This is a genomic window from Herminiimonas sp. GW821-FHT09C12 (assembly GCF_059416385.1).
Genome location: NZ_JBWKPC010000001.1, coordinates 2,037,781 through 2,056,654, shown reverse-complemented (window position 1 = coordinate 2,056,654; position 18,874 = coordinate 2,037,781). Strand labels below are relative to the sequence as shown.

Annotated in this window: 21 protein-coding genes and 1 tRNA gene; 10 read left to right on the top strand and 12 right to left on the bottom strand. The window is 51.3% G+C overall.

The genetic code is table 11. The annotated features are described in order from the left end of the window. Positions 1–41: 41 nt before the first annotated feature. From AC07N2_RS09690 to lptF, 3 genes are read right to left on the bottom strand one after another with little or no spacing between them, the layout of a single operon-like run. Positions 42–413, bottom strand: coding sequence for a sirohydrochlorin chelatase (locus AC07N2_RS09690; RefSeq protein WP_494778142.1), 372 nt, complete (start codon positions 411–413; stop codon positions 42–44). A 2-nt stretch (positions 414–415) separates the two neighbouring features. Then, the gene (gene lptG, locus AC07N2_RS09685) at positions 416–1,564 is read right to left on the bottom strand and encodes an LPS export ABC transporter permease LptG (RefSeq protein WP_494778039.1); all 1,149 of its coding nucleotides are present in this window, start codon (positions 1,562–1,564) and stop codon (positions 416–418) included. Next, the gene (lptF, locus tag AC07N2_RS09680; protein WP_494778038.1) at positions 1,561–2,691 is read right to left on the bottom strand and encodes an LPS export ABC transporter permease LptF; all 1,131 of its coding nucleotides are present in this window, start codon (positions 2,689–2,691) and stop codon (positions 1,561–1,563) included. Before lptF ends, lptG begins: the two co-directional genes overlap by 4 nt. 39 nt (positions 2,692–2,730) lie before the next feature. Here lptF and AC07N2_RS09675 point away from each other — a divergent pair, with 39 nt between their 5' ends. The 10 genes from AC07N2_RS09675 to AC07N2_RS09630 all read left to right on the top strand — a co-directional run bounded on the left by AC07N2_RS09675 (position 2,731) and on the right by AC07N2_RS09630 (position 10,841). Further along, positions 2,731–4,242: a leucyl aminopeptidase gene (locus AC07N2_RS09675; protein WP_494778037.1), complete on the top strand. Its 1,512-nt coding sequence runs from the start codon at positions 2,731–2,733 to the stop codon at positions 4,240–4,242. 147 nt (positions 4,243–4,389) lie between these two features. Further along, positions 4,390–5,136 (top strand): SDR family NAD(P)-dependent oxidoreductase, encoded by a 747-nt coding sequence (locus AC07N2_RS09670; RefSeq protein WP_494778036.1) that lies wholly within the window; start codon positions 4,390–4,392, stop codon positions 5,134–5,136. A gap of 153 nt (positions 5,137–5,289) precedes the next feature. Beyond that, positions 5,290–5,715 (top strand): tol-pal system-associated acyl-CoA thioesterase, encoded by a 426-nt coding sequence (gene ybgC / locus AC07N2_RS09665; RefSeq protein WP_494778035.1) that lies wholly within the window; start codon positions 5,290–5,292, stop codon positions 5,713–5,715. A gap of 186 nt (positions 5,716–5,901) precedes the next feature. Beyond that, positions 5,902–6,588: a protein TolQ gene (gene tolQ, locus AC07N2_RS09660; RefSeq protein ID WP_494778034.1), complete on the top strand. Its 687-nt coding sequence runs from the start codon at positions 5,902–5,904 to the stop codon at positions 6,586–6,588. An 11-nt stretch (positions 6,589–6,599) separates the two neighbouring features. Next, the gene (locus AC07N2_RS09655) at positions 6,600–7,037 is read left to right on the top strand and encodes an ExbD/TolR family protein (RefSeq protein WP_494778033.1); all 438 of its coding nucleotides are present in this window, start codon (positions 6,600–6,602) and stop codon (positions 7,035–7,037) included. A gap of 10 nt (positions 7,038–7,047) precedes the next feature. Then, a complete protein-coding gene (gene tolA / locus AC07N2_RS09650) occupies positions 7,048–7,920 on the top strand; it encodes a cell envelope integrity protein TolA (RefSeq protein ID WP_494778032.1) in 873 nt (290 codons plus the stop codon). 6 nt (positions 7,921–7,926) lie between these two features. Then, complete coding sequence (gene tolB / locus AC07N2_RS09645) at positions 7,927–9,198, top strand: Tol-Pal system beta propeller repeat protein TolB (RefSeq protein ID WP_494778141.1); 1,272 nt, start codon at positions 7,927–7,929, stop codon at positions 9,196–9,198. A gap of 58 nt (positions 9,199–9,256) precedes the next feature. Then, positions 9,257–9,763 (top strand): peptidoglycan-associated lipoprotein Pal, encoded by a 507-nt coding sequence (gene pal, locus AC07N2_RS09640; protein ID WP_076593733.1) that lies wholly within the window; start codon positions 9,257–9,259, stop codon positions 9,761–9,763. 11 nt (positions 9,764–9,774) lie between these two features. After that, complete coding sequence (gene ybgF, locus AC07N2_RS09635) at positions 9,775–10,506, top strand: tol-pal system protein YbgF (protein ID WP_494778031.1); 732 nt, start codon at positions 9,775–9,777, stop codon at positions 10,504–10,506. A gap of 259 nt (positions 10,507–10,765) precedes the next feature. After that, positions 10,766–10,841 (top strand) — tRNA-Lys (locus AC07N2_RS09630). Positions 10,842–11,039: 198 nt separating this feature from the next. Here AC07N2_RS09630 and AC07N2_RS09625 read toward each other — a convergent pair. The 9 genes from AC07N2_RS09625 to AC07N2_RS09585 form a co-directional block, all read right to left on the bottom strand. Next, the gene (locus tag AC07N2_RS09625; protein ID WP_494778030.1) at positions 11,040–11,297 is read right to left on the bottom strand and encodes a hypothetical protein; all 258 of its coding nucleotides are present in this window, start codon (positions 11,295–11,297) and stop codon (positions 11,040–11,042) included. Between the two features lie 163 nt (positions 11,298–11,460). Next, on the bottom strand, positions 11,461–11,823 hold the full coding sequence (locus AC07N2_RS09620; protein WP_494778029.1) for a PilZ domain-containing protein: 363 nt from the start codon (positions 11,821–11,823) through the stop codon (positions 11,461–11,463). A 278-nt stretch (positions 11,824–12,101) separates the two neighbouring features. Then, a complete protein-coding gene (locus AC07N2_RS09615) occupies positions 12,102–12,974 on the bottom strand; it encodes an ABC transporter permease (RefSeq protein ID WP_494778028.1) in 873 nt (290 codons plus the stop codon). Further along, positions 12,971–13,855, bottom strand: a complete 885-nt coding sequence (locus AC07N2_RS09610) for an ABC transporter ATP-binding protein (protein WP_494778027.1) — start codon at positions 13,853–13,855, stop codon at positions 12,971–12,973. The genes AC07N2_RS09615 and AC07N2_RS09610 overlap by 4 nt, the downstream gene beginning before the upstream one ends. A gap of 59 nt (positions 13,856–13,914) precedes the next feature. Further along, positions 13,915–14,958 (bottom strand): ABC transporter substrate-binding protein, encoded by a 1,044-nt coding sequence (locus tag AC07N2_RS09605; RefSeq protein WP_494778026.1) that lies wholly within the window; start codon positions 14,956–14,958, stop codon positions 13,915–13,917. Between the two features lie 51 nt (positions 14,959–15,009). Continuing rightward, positions 15,010–15,891: a TauD/TfdA dioxygenase family protein gene (locus tag AC07N2_RS09600; protein WP_494778140.1), complete on the bottom strand. Its 882-nt coding sequence runs from the start codon at positions 15,889–15,891 to the stop codon at positions 15,010–15,012. Between the two features lie 136 nt (positions 15,892–16,027). Then, on the bottom strand, positions 16,028–16,795 hold the full coding sequence (locus AC07N2_RS09595) for an ABC transporter permease (protein ID WP_494778025.1): 768 nt from the start codon (positions 16,793–16,795) through the stop codon (positions 16,028–16,030). A 2-nt stretch (positions 16,796–16,797) separates the two neighbouring features. Next, positions 16,798–18,039, bottom strand: a complete 1,242-nt coding sequence (locus tag AC07N2_RS09590) for an ABC transporter substrate-binding protein (RefSeq protein WP_494778024.1) — start codon at positions 18,037–18,039, stop codon at positions 16,798–16,800. Positions 18,040–18,060: 21 nt separating this feature from the next. After that, complete coding sequence (locus AC07N2_RS09585; RefSeq protein ID WP_494778023.1) at positions 18,061–18,873, bottom strand: ABC transporter ATP-binding protein; 813 nt, start codon at positions 18,871–18,873, stop codon at positions 18,061–18,063. Position 18,874 lies beyond the last annotated feature (1 nt).

Here is an 18,874-nt window from a genome sequence, read left to right as displayed (position 1 = left end):
AGTCTTCGTGTCCGTTGCTATTCGATAGAAATCGGCCGACTCTAGCCTAGAGTACTCAGGCAATACTTGGCCATTGCATTCAATACCTCAGCATCTTCTCCTACCGCACCGGCAATCTTGAAAGAGACGCCCGGATAGCTGAGCTCCAACTCATCCACGATCACAGGCAAGTCGCGCATCACATGACCGCCCTGCCCGAGAAACACCGGCACCACGGTCACATCAGTAGAACCTGCAGCAATCAATTCCGCAGCCAGTTCCGGTAAACGTGGAGACATCAATTCAAGGAAGGCCAACGCTACCGTCAAATCTGGCGACTGTGTTTGCACCAGTGCCTGCAAGCGTTGAAACGGTTCTGCCCAACGTGGGTCGCGCGCACCATGTGCAAACAAGACCAAAGCGCGCTTGCCCATCGTCAGTGTCTTTCTACCCATAGCAATGCAGCAATTGCCGCTACCAAGAACAACATACTCGGCAGAATTGCCGTAATGAGTGGCGGCCAGGTATTCAGCAAACCTAGGTGAGAAAACAGGCTATTAATCAACTGAAAACTAACGCCTATCATGATGCCGGTAAAGATTTTCAGACTGACGCCACCTGAACGGAAGTGCAGGTAAGCAAACGGCAATGCCAGCGCCATCATCACAAACACAGCAAATGGATATACCACTTTCTTCCAGAAGGCGATTTCGTAACGCGCGGTTTCGCGTTTGTTTTCCGATAGATATTGCGTGTAATTAATCAGATCGTAGGCCGACATTTCTTCCGGATCTGAGAAACCGACGGACAAAATCTCCGGCGTCATTTCAGATACCAACAGTTTGTTGGCAAACTTTTTGGTAGAAATTGCAGCTGTCATATCCGACGCGTTCACTATGCCGCTCAACTTGACGTCACCAAAATCAGCTTCCGTCCCATCCTGCAAATTCCAGGTATTGCCGCCAGCGTAATTTGCCTTGGCTGCGGTAATCAGTGCGGTCAAATGGAAGTTGCGATTGAATTCATAGATCTTCAAATTAAGCAGTTGGCCATCCGGCTTCACTTCTCTCACGTTCAAGAACCGCGAACCAATTGCTTCGCCATCCTGTCCATTTGCCTTGATCACATCCTTGGTCCACAAACCGGAACGGAATTCCTGCGACAGCGATCCACCCAAGCTGCTTAACTTCACGCGCTCAGCCATCGTCGATGTGACCGGCACGACAAATTCACCGAATACAAAGGTAATGATGGCAAACACGACGCCAATCTTGAGCAATATCATGCCGACCATGCCAGTCGACATACTGGATGCACGCATGATGGTGAACTCGGAACGTGCGGCGAATTGAGACAGCGCCCAGATCGTGCCGATCAAAGCCGCAATCGGCATCAATTCATAGATATACGCAGGCATGCCCATCAGCACAAACAGGAATGCGTTTTGTATCTTGTAGCCGCCATGCCCGACCGCCTTCAATTCGCCCACCATATCGAAGAAGGCGAACAAGGCAAGGAAGGCAATCAGTACGAATACAACTGAGCGTCCGATTTCAGTCGCGAAATATTTTTGCAGGATCTTCATGCGGCCATCCTTTTCCCAAGGCAGGTGCGCTTGATCAAGGACCACATCACCAGCGGATGGTAGCGACTATTCACTTTGAGTCGCCATAAAAAGAAGACGGTAATAATGATCAGTGCAACCAGATGTACCGGCCACCATGCCAGCATCAGCGTAGAGCGATTTTGTACTACCGTCGATTGCGCAAAGCTGAGCATATTGCTATAGAAAACAAACAGGAAGAGCGCGATCAATAGATTGGCCGAACGACCACCACGCGGATTGACGAAGCCCAGCGGAATCGCCAGCAACATCAACAGTATGCCCATCAATGGCAAAGAAAAACGCCACAGCAATTCAGCATCATTGAAGTTATTTCTATCTTTCAAAAGGTCCAGCGTACTCAAGGCACGTGCAGAAGTATCGCCAACTATGGCTTTTGATTGCGCTGCCACCAGTACGCCGTAGCGATCAAATTCCATCAATTTGAAATCCGGTTGCGTCGGGATACCGTCATAACGACGTCCCTGATGCATCACCAGGAATTTATCGCCGGCAGGATCGATTTCAACAGTACCTTCCTGCGCCACCACTACGCTGGTTTTACCATTGCGTACAGTACTGACAAATATGTTTTTGACCTTGGTCGTATCACCGGAAACACCTTCAACGAAAAAGACGCGGTCCGAAGAAGACGATTCCTGAAATTTCCCTGGAGAGACCTTGGCGATATCTTCGCGGTTGGCGTAGCGCTCCTTGTACACCGCACTTTGCTGATTCGACCACGGTGTGAGGAAGAAGCTCAGCAAGGCTGTCATCACAATAATCGGCAAGGCAAACATCAAGACCGGCGTAATCCAACGCGACAAACTCAAGCCGGAAGCAAACCAGACCACCATTTCGGAATCTTGATAGCTACGCGTCACCACCAGCAGCACTGATACGAAGCCGGTCAGATTCAACAAAATGGGAAGGTAATTAAGTGCTGCAAAGCCAAGCATGGCGACCACATCAGCGGACGCAATTTTGCCGCCCGCAGCCTGCCCTAATATACGGATCAACATCACAGTGACCGTAATAGTAAAAAGGGTAGTAAAGACGGCGCCAGCGGTACTTAGCAAATCGCGTCGGAGCGCGCGCTGAAAAATCATTGGGAGGCTATAATCGTGAATCGACAAGGAGAGTAACGCATGGACTTTAGCATAAAACCGTTAGACGCAAAAAGCACTATCGCCGGTATCAAGACGGGCTGCATCGCAGTCGCCGTATTCGAAGACAAAAAACTGTCATCTGCAGCACAAGCGCTGGATCGCAAAGGCGAAATCAGCGCCGCGCTCAAGTCTGGCGATATTACCGGTAAAGCCGGCTCCACCTTGCTGTTGCGCGGCATCAACGGCTCCGCAGCCGAACGCGTCCTGCTGGTTGGTTTGGGCAAGGAAGCAGCTGTCAGTGAAAAAGATTTCAGTTCCGCCTCGCAAGCCGTCGTACGTGCCTTTTCATCCTTAGGTGCGGCTGAAGCCGTCGTCGCCCTGCCGTTTGATGCCGTTGCCGCCCGTGATACCGCTTGGGCCATCCGCACCACTATTTTGAATGCCCGCGAAGCCGCTTATCGTTTCGATGGCCTGAAAAGCAAAAAAGAACCTGCAGCTAGCGGCGTGAAAAAAGTGGCATTTGCTGTCAATGCAGCCGCAACGAATAGCGCCAAGGAAGCCGTCACGCAAGCCGTCGCCGTCGCCAACGGCATCGACTTGACCAAGGATCTCGGCAATTTCCCGGCCAATGTCTGCACGCCAACCTATCTGGCCAACACCGCCAAGAAGATGGCAAAAGAATTCAAGCTGCAAGTAGAAGTGCTGGATCGCAAGCAATTGCAGGCATTGAAAATGGGCAGCTTCCTGTCCGTTACCAATGGCAGCGTCGAACCACCTAAATTCATCGTACTCAAGCATTTCGGCGGCAAAGCCAAGGATGCGCCTACCGTCTTGGTCGGCAAAGGTATCACCTTCGATTCCGGCGGCATCTCGCTCAAACCGGGCGCAGCCATGGATGAAATGAAATACGACATGGGCGGTGCCGCCTCCGTACTCGGCACCATGCGCGCGATTGCAGAGCTGAAACTGAAGCTCAACGTCATCGTCGTTATCCCTACCTGCGAAAACATGCCATCCGGCAGCGCTACCAAGCCTGGCGATATCGTCACCTCGATGTCGGGCCAGACGATTGAAGTCTTGAATACCGATGCTGAAGGTCGCCTGGTTCTGTGCGATGCACTCACTTATGTGGAACGCTTCAAACCGGCAGCCGTCGTCGACGTCGCAACGCTCACCGGCGCTTGCATTACTGCACTCGGCCATCACAATTCCGGCTTGTTCACTCGTAACGACGATGCGCATGACGCATTGGCGAACGAATTGCTCAGCGCCGGCAAAGTAGCTGGTGATACCGCATGGCGCATGCCTATCGAAGACAGCTATCAGGAACAGTTGAAATCGAATTTTGCCGACATGGCCAATATCGGTGGTCCAGCTGGTGGCGCAGTCACCGCCGCTTGCTTCCTTGAACGTTATACGAAGAAATACACCTGGGCGCATCTAGATATCGCTGGTACAGCATGGAAAAGCGGTGCAGCCAAAGGCTCGACTGGCCGTCCGGTACCTTTGCTGACCACATTCCTGATCAAGCGCGCACAAGCCGCCAAGTAAGTATGAAATAAGATTAAAGCGACATGCGGGCAAGGAATCACGACGCCCGCATGTGCTTTTCAACAAGTTGGACTGCGGAAGATCGCACCGACTGCATTGCCCCAACATCACTGCTTACGCACTCACTCTTTCCATAAAGGAAATCCTATGATCGTCTTGATCACAGGTGCAAGTTCAGGCTTCGGCGCTGAAATGGCACGAAAATTTGCGCAACATGGTCACAAAGTGATTGCTACCGGCCGCCGCCAGGATAGGCTGGATGCGCTTGCAGCCGAAATCGGCTCGTCTGTACTGACAGTACAAATGGATGTCACTGACAAGAACTCGATCACCGCCGCACTGGCAAGCTTGCCTCGGGAATGGCAAGAAATCGACGTCTTGATCAATAACGCAGGCCTCGCACTGGGAGTTGCACCGGCACAATCTGCCTCGCTGGAACAGTGGGAAACCATGATAGAGACCAACTGCAAAGGCTTGGTCACGGTCACCCGCCTGCTGTTGCCGGAAATGCTCAAACGCAATCGCGGCACCATCATCAACATCAGCTCCAGCGCGGGCGCTTACGCCTACCCCGGCGCGAATGTATATGGTGCGACCAAGGCTTTTGTCGATCAATTCACCCGCAACCTGCGTGCCGATCTGGTTGGTACCGGTGTACGCGCATCGAATATCGCTCCGGGCCTGGCTGGCGGCACCGAGTTCTCGAATGTACGTCTGAAGGACGATGCGGCCGCTGCCAAGGTCTACGAAGGCACCGTGCCACTCAGCCCAGCCGACATTGCAGAAACCGCCTACTGGATCGCCACCCTGCCCGCACACGTCAATATCAATCACATCGAATTGATGCCGACATGCCAAGGTTTTGGACCTTTATTCATCAAGCGCAACACATAAGAAACAGGCAGTTCTGGCTGCCAACGGTGGTCAGAACTGTAAGTTCAGGTAACAACCTTGTCATGCCGAATCAATATCATCGATAATTGCGCATTCATCCGCAGTAAATCAGGGCAACGCTGCAGCGCTGCCGACTCAAGGTAAATGTCCAAGATGCAGTCAAATTTTACGTGGACCGTCCGCGTCTACTACGAAGATACCGATGCCGGTGGTGTCGTCTTCTATGCGAATTATCTGAAATTCTTTGAACGCGCGCGCACCGAATGGCTGCGCAGTGCCGGCATCAACCAACAAATCATGACCGAAACGCACGGCGTCATGTTCGTCGTCAAAAGCACCGCAGTCGACTACCACGCACCAGCCAAACTGGATAATGAACTGAAGTTGACCGTCGTAGTCGAAAGAATGGGGCGCGCTTCGGTACAGTTCGTACAGCAAGCATGGCGCATCAATGGCGATAGCGAAGAGTTGCTCGCCACCGGGCGTATCAAGGTGGGCTGCGTCGATACGCAGCGCTTCAGACCGAGCGAAATCCCGCAAGAAGTGTTGAGCAGCATTAAAAATATCGAAGCAAAGTAAGCGCGATGGTCAGTGGAATGCATCCGTTCCACCTTCTTCTCACGCACCAATATCGGTAGTAGAAAAAACAAGGCAGTAGATTGTGAATACCTGAGTGTGAGTACATGAGGCAAATGCCTCGCCAAATCGCACCGCCTCAAGCAAGTTGCGCATACAATTGACCAAATTCGACTAGACCACACTTCCATGACCGTCACTCAAGACCTCTCCTTTATCCATCTGATCACCAACGCTTCGGTTCTTGTGCAGCTCGTCATGGCACTTTTAGTCGGCGTATCCGTCATGAGCTGGACCTACATCTTCCGCAAGATGTTTGCGATCAAAAATGCACGCATGCAGACTGAGGAATTCGAACGCGCCTTCTGGTCCGGCGGCGATTTGAACGCTCTGTATCAAGATGCCACTTCCAATCGTCGCAAAGGTAACCGCTCGACTGGCGCGCTGGAACGCATTTTCGAAGCCGGCATGAGCGAATTCAACAAATCCCGCTCCTCCCAAGACCCATCCAGCGTGCGCCTGGATGGCGCACGTCGCGCCATGCGCGCTGCCTATCAGCGTGAAATGGATGGCTTGGAATCACACCTCGCCTTTCTCGCCTCGGTCGGTTCAGTCTCACCGTATGTCGGCTTGTTCGGCACCGTATGGGGCATCATGAATTCCTTCCGCGGTCTGGCGAACGTGCAGCAAGCAACGCTGGCTGCCGTCGCACCAGGGATTGCAGAGGCGCTGATTGCTACTGCGATTGGCTTGTTCGCGGCAATTCCAGCTGTGGTTGCCTACAACCGCTATTCGCACGATATCGACAGACTGGCGATGCGCTTTGAAAGCTTCGTTGAGGAATTCTCGAATATTCTGCAACGTCAGACGCGTTAAGGACGGTAGCAATGTCATTCTCATCCGGAAGCATGCGCGGCGGACGCAGTAGAAAATTCAAGTCAGAGATCAACGTCGTCCCATATATCGACGTCATGATGGTGCTGCTGGTGATCTTTATGGTGACCGCACCTATGGTCAATCCCAACGAGATCCAGTTGCCGAACGCGGCCAAATCGACGCAGCCGCCAACCGAATACATCAGCATAGAACTGAAAGCTGATGCTTCGGCTACCGTCTCCGTAAAGGGTAAAAAGGGTGCGGCAGCGCCGACCGAAACTATCGGTCGTGGCGAGTTGGGCAAAAAATTGCAAGCGCTGTATGCCGACAATCCTGATATTGCCGTCATGATTGCAGCCGACAAAAACATTAAATATGACGAGGTGATACAAGCCATCTCGGAAGCCAAAAAACTTGGTATCAGCCGCGTAGGTCTGGCGACCAAGTGAACATTGTTTTATGACTGATCACTCACCGTATACCGTCCCGAAGGAACCTGGTCGCTGGCGTGCCATCATGCTCGCGGCGGCAGTGCACGTCGCATTACTGGTGTTTTTCTGGATCGGTATCGATTGGCAAAGCGAAACGCCGGTCGCCGTAAAAGCAGAGATATGGGATATGCAGGCGAAAGAAGCCGCACCACTGCCGCCAGAACCGGAACCAACGCCTCAGCCGAAACCTGAACCCAAGCCTATCGTTAAGGAAACACCAAAGGCAGAGCCAATCAAACCTGAGCCGCCTAAAGTCGATATCGCGCTGGAAAAAGAAAAGAAACGCAAAGAACAAGAGCGTAAAGACAAGCTGGCTGAAGAAGAAAAAGAGAAGAAGCTGAAACAAAAAGCTGAACAAGACAAACAGGAAAAACTCGACAAGCAGGCAGCCGACAAGAAAGCCGAGCAGCAGAAAAAAGCGGATGCCGACAAAAAACGTCTGCAGGATCAGCGCGATGCCGCATTACGCGACAAGATACGTGCTGACGAAATGCGCCGCCTGACCGGCGCAGTCGGCAGCGGTGGTTCCGGCCAAGCGGCCAAATCACAAAGCAGCGGTCGTGCAGATGGCGCGTATGCCGATAAAATCCGTGCGAAAATCCGCTCAAATACAGTATTTAACGTACCGCCAGACTTAAATGGGAATCCTCAGGTCGAATACGAGGTCGAACTGCTGCCCGACGGATCGCTACGTGGATTACATCTGCGCAAATCCTCTGGTTTACCCGTTTTCGATGAAGCAGTTAAACGTGCGATCGAACGTTCGCAACCATTTCCACCCGATCAATCCGGCAGCGTCCCTAGTCGCTTGACCGTCATTCACAAACCGAAAGATCAGTGACCCATGATGACTAAGACTTCTTTTTTACGCTCATTCGCGATCCTCGCCGTGTTCGTTACCAGTCTCGCGCACGCACAATTGCGGGTAGAAATCGCCGGTGTCGGCGCTAACCAGATACCAATTGCGATTGCCACCTTCGGCGATGAATCGGTTGCGCCACAGCAAGTCAGCGCCATCATCAAGGCCGATTTGAACCGCAGCGGTGTCTTTAAAATTATCGATACCGGCTCCGTCCTGACGGAAAACTCCCAGGTCAACCTTGCCGATTGGAAATCGCGCGGTGCAGATGCACTCGTCGTTGGCAGCGTGTCGCGCCTGGCGGATGGCCGCTTTGAAGTCAGATATCGTTTGTTCGATACCGTCAAAGCCGCGCAATTATCGTCGCTGGCCCTGGCAGCACAACCGCAGTTCATCCGCGTATCTGGTCACAAGATCGCCGACGATATCTATGAAAAGCTGACCGGCATACGCGGTGCCTTTGCCACACGCATAGCCTACGTCACCAAAGCCGGCAAAGAATTCCGCCTGGAGATTGCCGATTCTGATGGAGAAGGTACGCAAGTCGCATTGCGCTCGAACGAACCTATCATCTCGCCTTCCTGGTCGCCAGACGGCACCAAGGTCGCTTACGTTTCGTTTGAAAACAAAAAACCTGTCGTCTATATCCAAAACCTCGTCACCCGCCAGCGCACCGTTGCCGCCAACTTCAAGGGCAGCAATTCTGCACCATCTTGGGCACCTGACGGCAGCAAGCTGGCCGTGGCGCTGTCACGCGATGGCTTGACCCAGGTTTATGCCGTCAATGCGGATGGCACCAGCCCACGCCGCCTGAGCAATTCCAACGGCATCGACACCGAGCCACAGTTCTCTGCAGACGGTCAAAGCATTTACTTCACCAGCGATCGTAGCGGCGGCCCGCAAATCTACAAAATGGGCGCAAATGGTGGCGATGCCAAACGTGTCACCTTCAGCGGAAACTACAACATCAGCCCGCGAATCTCCCCAGATGGCAAATTTTTGGCCTATATTTCGCGTCGCGAAGGGAAATTTCAGCTATTTCTGCTCGATTTGACCAATGGTCAGGAACAACGCCTCTCGGACACCGTCAAAGACGAATCACCGAGTTTTTCGCCGAATGGCAAATATTTGATGTACGCAACCGAATCCGGTCGTCGTGGCACTTTAGCCGTCGTTTCGGTTGATGGTCAGGTAAAACAGCGTCTGACCACCCAAGCAGGCGATATACGTGAGCCCACATGGGGTCCGTTTATGAAATAATGCGCTCCATATTTATTTTTTTTAACATCTGCACGCTTACATAATCAGGGGAAATAACATGCGTACCTTAACATCCGTTTTTATCTTATCCAGTGCTTTGCTGATGGCTGCCTGCTCATCAACCAAATTGAACGACAAAGCACCGGTTGAAGACCGTGCCGGTTCAAGCATGGCTGATCCACGTTCGGTTGGTACCGTCAATGCATCCAGCGATCCATTAAACGATCCGCAAGGCGTGTTGGCTAAGCGCAGTGTGTACTTTGATTTCGACAGCTACATCGTCAAGCCTGAATTCCAGCAAGTCGTAGAAAATCACGCTAAATACCTGAAGAGCAATCAAGGTCGCAAAATCATCATCCAAGGTAACACCGATGATCGTGGCGGCGCTGAATACAACTTGGCTCTCGGTCAGAAACGTGCAGAAGCTGTGCGTAAATCCCTGTCCCTGTTAGGCGTGCCTGAATCGCAAATGGAAGCAGTGTCGCTGGGTAAAGAAAAACCAAAAGCACTGGGTAACGATGAAGCAGCATGGGCAGAAAACCGCCGTGCAGATATCGTTTATTAATCTAGTAGCCAATGATTAAAAAAACCCTTATTGCGGCCTTGATGGCCGCATTTTCTTGTGCGTCGCTATCAGCGCATGCCGCGCTGTTTGGCGACGATGAGGCACGCAAGGCGATCCTGGACTTGCGCGGCAAAGTTGATACGATCCAGCAAAGCAAAGCTGAATCGTCAGCCGTGCTCAATCTATCCAATCAGAACGAGCAATTGAAGCAAGAAATTTCTCGTTTGAATGGTCAGATCGAAGTTTTATCGAATGAAGTCTCCAACCTGCAGCAACGGCAGAAAGATTTCTACGTCGATCTCGATAATCGTCTGCGCAAGCTGGAACCACAAGTCGTTGCCGTTGACGGCAAGGATGCGATGGTTGGGCAATCAGAACAAAGCTCATACGATAATGCACTCGCCCTCTTCAAGGCTGGTGACTACAAAAAATCTGGTGCAGCTTTTTCCGATTTCATACAACGCTATCCAGAATCTGCGTATGCACCTTCGGCACAATACTGGATCGGCAATGCTTACTATGCGCAACGCGATTACAAAAATGCGATCGCAGCACAGCAAACACTGTTGAAAAAATATCCTGACAATCCAAAAGCTGCTGATGCTTTATTGAATATCGCCAGTTCCCAAACGGAATTGAAAGATAGACCAGCAGCCAAGAAATCTTTGGAATCACTGGTAGCAAAATATCCAAATGCACCAGCAGCACAAACAGCAAAAGAGCGTCTAGCCAATTTCAAATAATCAGGCAAAGAATCAGCGCCACGGCATGTATGCATCAAGCCACCAGCTGATATTTTTACCAGATCATCTATCGCCCGCCAGTCGGGCGATTTTTTTATTTAAAAGCAGTTGCTACACGCTGGGGATTGCGATTAGACTAGCGCCTTGTTGCAAAAACAAGGCAATTAAAAGAGCAACGCGACTGAAGTAAGAAACATTAATAAAAAGTCGCGATGTGATTGACAGAGGCCATAAAGGTTCTCTATAATAGCTTTCTTTCGGGTCGTTAGCTCAGCTGGTAGAGCAGCGGACTTTTAATCCGTTGGTCGCAGGTTCGAATCCCGCACGGCCTACCACGAATAAGCAGTAGATAAAAAGGGTTGCAAGAAATTGCAACCCTTTTTGTTTTGTCCGCTCACTTTGTAGTGATTACTCTGCTCCGCAAACAATAATTTTGGAGTTTTTACAACGCCAGATTATTTGTGATTTTTACATCACGCCTTCATCACCGATATTTCTTCGCGCAAGCTGTCGATTAGCGACATCAAGCTAACTTAAGCAGCAATTTTCTCTGTCTTCCTGTCGATGTATTCATGTGCTGTCAGGATTCCCTGTGCAATGCATGCTTCCGGCGTTGGATACGAATGGCCATCAGGGACTTCCTTGTCCTTGAAGTCGGTACCGATATGCTCGGTCACGATGATGCGTGGAATATATGCGCCCTCTTTTCTCTCGGTATCAATGCGCGACATGTGCGCGGATACCTGGACAGCAACACTCCAGCCTTTATACGTTTCGTAATGTGATTTCATAAACTCTCCAATACAAAATTTGGTAATCGCAGCGGTGCTTTCTACCAGTACGCTTTCATAGATGTTCCTTACGGAGACGTCTTAGTATAAACAAGCACCACTACTTATAGCTATTTTGTATCGTAGCAAGCTGGAGCTACCCACAGTCACAAGAGCGCAAACATTAAAACGCCAGTGTCTCCATGATTTGCTCAATGCGCTTCTTGTGCCCCGCATCGCCACGTGATGCCAATTCAAAGCCGACTCTGAACCCCTCTGTACCAACCAGCACGCAATAACTGACCTTACCCTTGAATTCCAGTGGCATCGTTTTTTGATCGACAGTGATGTTGAAAGCGATGCTGCCGGTATGGCCGATAGAAAGCGGAGACTCCACCATGATGCTCAAGGCATGCGGCGAGATATCTATCGTCCTTGCGTGAGAGTATCGATTTCGTCCCATATCAAGGATCGCACGCCTGCGAAAGATTTTTCTGTCTGCGTAACGTGGTGTGCGCGGAAGAAGTGCCAGATCATGCGTCGCCATTTTCTATCCTTTGTTTATTCGATGTGAGATAACTCTCCGTTGCCAAGCAATGCCTCGTCTTGGAGCAGATGATTCATCTTACGAATTTCAACGAAAAAACAAACGAATGTTTTGCGATATCAATATGACGAAAATCAGCCATCGCTCATTCACGATAGTTAATGTGTAGATGGAAAAAATTTCTTCAGTCATACGCAAGACTCGCACAAGACAGCGTCCTTACATAAATACAAAAAAGCCCGCTAAAAAGCGGGCTCATCTTGATGCAATTAAATTTTCTAACGCTGCATGCCCCAGCGTTGCACGGTCACTTTTTCCAGACTACGGAACACGATATTTTCAACCAGCAAGCCGATCAAAATCACAGTCGCCAATCCGGCAAACACCTTGTCGGTGTACAGCTCATTACGATTCTGGAAAATATACCAGCCAAGACCGCCCTTGCCTGACGATGCACCAAACACCAGCTCAGCCGCAATCAAGGTACGCCATGCAAATGCCCAGCCGATTTTCAAACCAGACAGAATCGCTGGCAAGGCCGCTGGCACCAATATCTGCAATACGTAAGGGATACCTCGCAAGCCATAGTTGCGACCGGCCATACGCAGCGTTTCCGGCACGCCTTGGAAGCCGGCATACGTATTCAGTGCCATAGGCCACAACACGGAATGCACCAGTACAAAGACCAGACTACCGCGTCCTATGCCAAACCATAGCAAGGCCAGCGGTAGCAATGCAATCGCAGGCAGCGGATTCAGCATCGAGGTCAGTGTATCCAGCAAATCACGTCCAAGCTGTGTAGAAACAGCCAGCGTCGTCAACAGGAAAGCGGCCAGCACGCCGATCGCATATCCCTGCAATAAAACCGATAGAGATATCCCTACCTTATCAATCAATTCACCGCTGCTAATTCCTTCAACCAGCGCATGTGCCGTTGCCATAAAGGTCGGTAGCAGTAACTCGTTATCCTGCCAACGCGCTACGACTTCCCACAGTACAGCCAGCACGACAAGAATCACGCTCTTGCGCAGCCAACCCTGCGTCCAGAGACGTGCTGCAAACGGCAATTGGCGTTCAACTGGAAGCTCGGTAAAAGCTTCCAGTCTAAGTTCGTACTCAGGACGAATCGGCGGATTCAATGTATTACTCATGATGCGGCGCTGCCTTCCTGCTCTTCTTCAAACAGCATGCGGTGTATGCGCTGTGCGGTGTTCTGAAATTCTTCACTGCCAGAGCTGGCCAGGGAAAAATCGTGGCTATTGATCTCGGCACGCATACGGCCAGGATGTGGCGACAACAGCGCAATACGATTACCGACTATCAGCGCTTCCTCTATCGAATGCGTGACGAAGAGCAAGGTGAAACGCACTTCATCCCACAGTTGCAGCAACTCTTCCTGCATCTTGCGGCGCGTGAGTGCATCCAGCGCTGCGAACGGCTCATCCATCAACAGCACGCGCGGTTGCATGGCCAACGCACGTGCAATCGCAACACGCTGCTTCATGCCACCTGAGAGTTGATGCGGGTGCACATCGGCAAACTTCGTCAGACCTACCTTGTCCAGGTAATGCAAGGCGCGTTCTTCTGCTTCTTTCTTACCCAGAGTGCGCGAAGCCTGCAGCGGGAACATGACGTTTTGTTTGACGCTCTTCCAAGGCGATAACTGATCAAACTCCTGAAACACGACGATGCGATCCGGTCCCGGTGCAGTCACCGTACGTCCGTCAAGGCGAATATCGCCTTCAACCGGCGGAATAAAGCCGGCTACGGCCTTGAGCAAGGTTGACTTGCCGCAGCCCGATGGACCCAGCAAGACGAAGCGATCAGCCTCATGCACATCGAAGCTGACGCGATGCGTGGCGCGCACCACGCGTTCACGTGTTCTATATTCCAGACTGACATCATCCACTTGCAGCAAAGGTGCACCCGCCTTTACCACTTCTGCATCACGTTTCCCGCTATCGATTTCTCGTGCAGGTACAGCCGCAGGAATAAATCCAGAAGTGTTACGCAACGCTACTGTACTGTTCATCTGGAAACCTCCACGCAAGCTGCAAGCACCACACCTAATGGGAAACGGAAATTCATAAATCAGCTACCTGGCTGTGCGTAGGCTTCTTCGAAGAAGTAATCCTTCCACGATGCAGCCTTGTTTTTGATGACGCCCAACTTGTGCAACTCTTCGGCATAGACGAAGGTACGGTGTGGTGACACGGTGAAATCGTTTTCTGGATCTTCAACGATTTTTCGTACCAGATCAGGCGAGAGCTTGGATTTCTGTATGCGAATGAAGGTATCTGCTGCCTTAGGCTTATCAGCCTTGATCAAGCGGGCTGCTTCGACCAATGCGCTATAGAAAGCCTTGTAAGTCTTAGGATTTTCGTCGTGGAACTTCTGCGTGGTGTACAGCACGTTGAAGGTCGCAGGACCGCCGAGAATATCGTAGGAACTGATTACTTTATGCACATTGCTGTTCGCTGCCAATGCCTGGTAGTAGAACGGCGCGCTGGAAAAATGCGTATTGATCTCGGAACCGCCAGCGATCAATGCAGCCGTCGCATCTGGATGCGGCAAGCTCACTGAGATATTGTCGAATTTCTTGAAGTTGTCTTTACCAAACTGACGTGCCGTTTCGATCTGTAAAGTACGTGATTGGAAACCAACACCAGCCGCAGGTACAGCGATGCGATCCTTGTCGCTCAAATCCTTCAGTGTTTTCACAGCAGGATTATTCGACAACAAGTAGTTAGGCAAGGAACCGAGCGCAGCAACTGCCCTGACGTTTTGCTTGCCGCGCGTGCGATCCCACATCGTCAACATAGGCGGCACACCAGCCGACACTACATCGAGCGCACCAGCCAGCAAGGCTTCATTCATTGCGGTCGCACCGGAGATGCTGGCCCAATCGACTTGAATATCGATGCCTTGCTGCTTGCCGTACTTCTCGATCAATTGCTGATCGCGTACCACGTCCAGGATCAGGTAACCGATACCGAATTGTTGCGCGATACTGATTTTTCCTTCAGCGCGTGCCGGCAAGGCCGACAATAAAGCCGTTGCTACAGCGATTACGCTCAAAGTAGCGCCTAACCAGCGACGACGTGGAGCATGATAAGTACGATTCAAATGAGGCATGGAAACTCCGCGATGTTTAATAATGATAAAAATAGTGACAAGCAATGAGATTTAGAACGGCGCATCGCCTTCTATCGTGGTGCGATACAACTTGCGACGTTGATCTTCCGGACAACCAGCAGCCAAATGCATCAGCGAACGGTTGTCCCAAAAGATCAGATCGTGCGGCTGCCAGCGATGGCGATAGACGTGTTCAGGTTTGACGCTATGTGCGAATAGCTGATTGAGCAGATCACGGCTTTCATCTTCCGGCAGACCATCTATGCGTGTGGTGAAATGCTCACTGACGAATAGAGCCTTGCGACCTGTTTCTGGATGCGTGCGCACTACCGGTTGTAGTACCGGTTTTACTTTTGCGATTTGTTCTGCCGTGAGATTGGGACGCCATGGATTACGACGTTGCAATTCGGCGTATTGCGCCAGATAGCTATGTTCGGCTTTCAGACCAATGATTTGGTCCTTCAGATGCGCGTCCAAGGTATCCCACGCCAAATGCATATTGGCGAACAAGGTATCACCGCCTTCTGCCGGCAACTCTTGCGCATGCAGCATGGAACCCAGGCTAGGCACATCGACATACGACAAATCGGAATGCCAGAAATGACCTGCATCGCCGAGGCCAATCGGTTCGCCGTTTTCCTTGATATTGGAAATGATCAATATCTCCGGATGGCCGGGCAATTGGAATTGATGCAGTACATGAATCTGCAATGCGCCGAAGCGACGGCTGAATTCAATTTGCTGCGCAGGAGTAATGCGCTGATCGCGGAACACCAGCAAGTGATGATCCAGATGCGCTTGATGTATGCGCGAAAAATCAGGGTCGTCGATCTCGCGCGCAAGATCCAGTCCGATCAATTCAGCGCCCAGCGGCGCATCAAAAGGAAGGATATTGAAATCAGTGACAGCGTCGGTAACAGGAAGAGCAGACATCATTAAAAACCATGGGCTTAGCAGATAATGAAATAAGTTTATCTGCCATGGTTAGCGCCGCAAACGAATCATTCCGCGTAACCATATTCGGTTTTTAATTTGCTCTGCTGTTGCTTATACAGAAACTATCAAAGAATTAATTGATGTGTTCTGTCTTCTTTACATGCAGCCATTTTGCGTGTGCTGTGCGTGCTGCGTAATCGAGCATGTAGCCAAGAATGCCGATCAGAATAATCGCGGCCATCAATTCCGAATAGGCCAGACGATCGCGCGTATCGAGGATAAAGTAACCCAACCCTGCGGAAACACCCAGCATTTCTGCCGGCACCAATACGATCCAGATGATGCCGATTGCCAAACGTACACCGGTCAGAATATGCGCAGTAATGCCGGGCAGAATCACGCGCCACACCGTTTCCCAACGCGTCGCCGACAAGCTGCGCGCCAACAGCAACCAGTTGGGATCAAGCTGCTTCACACCTGCAACAGTATTGAGCAAGACCGGCCACACAGCAGCAAACGCCAATAGAAAATACACCGGCGCATCGCCAACGCCCAGCACCATCACCGCCAGCGGCATCCACGACAATGGCGATACCATACGCAGCAATTGGAATAAAGGCGTTGTTCCTTGCGCAAACATTTTTGATGTTGCAACCAAAATACCCAGCGGCACGCCAACGGCAATCGCGATGAACAAACCAACACCGACACGTTTCAAACTCAAAGCGACGTGCAGCCAGATATCTCTGCCTGTAATCAATTCCTCGAATGCGTAGGCCGTATTCAACGGTGAGAACGCGGCAGCAATCGGTGTGCGTGCGTCAAGCGCTGCCACGCCCAGCCCCCACAATAAAATGGCGATAGCCAGACCGGAGACAGGAAGGATTACACGCATCAACATCTTTATACGGCCACGGTTTCAGTACGTAACAGATTAGCCGGCAAACCGAATGCAGCAGGACCACCTGCAGCCGTAATCGCCTTGCGTACGAAACGGTCATCGACCAAATCCTTGGCTGCAAATTTCGGATCGAGTGTCGCGAGGAATTTGGTATCACCTTCGACCTTGGTAGTGCCAATTGCACGTACCAGTTCTTCTGTGTACGAAGCGAATGGGAAAGGCTGGAAGTCGATACGACGTTGATGCCAATCCTTGTGCACGATGATGCCGTTCTTTTCGTAGTTTGAATAATCGGTTGCTACCAAAACTTTGGTCAGCACTTGCAAGGAATGTGGTGTGTAACGACCCGGCCCAGTAGCTGCCAATAATTTGGCAGTATCAACCTGATTCGAGCGACTCCACAACTGTGCATTGACGATAGCGTTGGTAACGCGCTGCGACCACTCAGGACGCTCGACCAGATCACGCTCTGCCAGGAAGGTGACGCAGCATGCATGGTTTTTCCATACATCGCCGGAGAAACGCATGATCTTGCCGATGCCATTGGTTTCTGCCGCAGCGTTGAATGGTTCGGCAACGATGAAACCGGCGATCGACTTGGTCGCAAGAGCAGCAACCATTTCTGCAGGGGGCATCACTATCAAATTGACTTCATTCGACTTGATCGCATCACCACGTGCACGCGTCACTGCTGTCAGCTTGTTTGCTTGCAGAATTTTTTGCAGCAAGATGTTATGGATCGAATACCAGAATGGAATCGCAACCGTACGTCCACCCAGATCGCTGACCGAATTAATGTCGTTCGCAACCGTCAATGCAGAGCCGTTGGTATGGTTCCACGCCACCACTTTAGCGGGGAACTTGGAGCCGTAACGCACCCACAAGGTCGCAGGTGACAGCAAGTGAATCACATTGACCTGACCGGAGACGAAAGCCTCGATGATCTGTGCCCAGCTGCGGAACAGACGTGGCGCTTCAGTTCGCAAGCCCTGCTCTTCAAATAATTTACGACCATGTGCAACCAGCAATGGCGTCGCATCGGTAATCGGCAAATAACCTATCTTGACCGGTTGATCATCCCCCTTGAAACTCTGCGCTTGCGCATCACCAGCAAACAATAATGGCGCAGCCACGCTCGCTGTTGCCAATGCCGACATACGTAAAAAATCGCGACGCGTCATGCCGCAATCACAATCGGAGGAGGCGCAAATATGAATTTTTTGTTCGGTATTTTTATATTCCATGATGGTCTCGTTTAAGGGTAATCAATCGGAAGAAACACGTAAATGTCGCAGAGCAGAAAGTATATCCATACGCAGTTGCACGACATCGTTTGAATAGCTTTCGCGTGGACGTGGAATATCCACGCGCCATTCATGCACAATGCGGCCGGGCTGATCGCCCATCAAAAGAATCCGATCGGCCACCAGAATCGCTTCATCAATGTCATGCGTGACCAGCAAGACGGCTGTGTGCCAACGATGTACAAGATCGACCAGCAATGCCTGCATCTCGGAACGCGTAATCGCATCCAGTGCAGAAAAAGGTTCATCGGCAAACAACAGCTCAGGCTCACGTGCCAGTGCACGCGCCAATGCCACCCGTTGCGCCATGCCACCGGAAAGCTGCGCCGGGAAAACATGCTCGTTCCCACGCAAGCCAACTGCTTCGATCGCCTCTGCAATACGCGTATTGCGCGTGGTTTTATCTATGACAGGCTGACGTGAAAAGTCCAGACCGAAACTGGCATTACCAACGACATCCAGCCAAGGCAAAAGACTGGCTTGCTGGAAGATCAGTGCAGTACGTGGATGCGGTTCCAGCACCGGTTTACCGAGGAAGAATACAGTGCCGCTTTCCGGCTTGGCCAAACCTGCAAGTACGCGTAACAGCGTCGACTTGCCACAACCGCTACCGCCCAGCAGACAAACGATTTCACGCTTATTGACGGTGAGTGATACATCGTTAAAAACTGTCTTGTTGGCACCATAGCCGAAACGTAAATTCTTGCCATCCAGCGCGACCTCTGCGATTGCGCCATCGGTGGAATGAATGGAGTGCGTAGAGGTTTCTGCCATC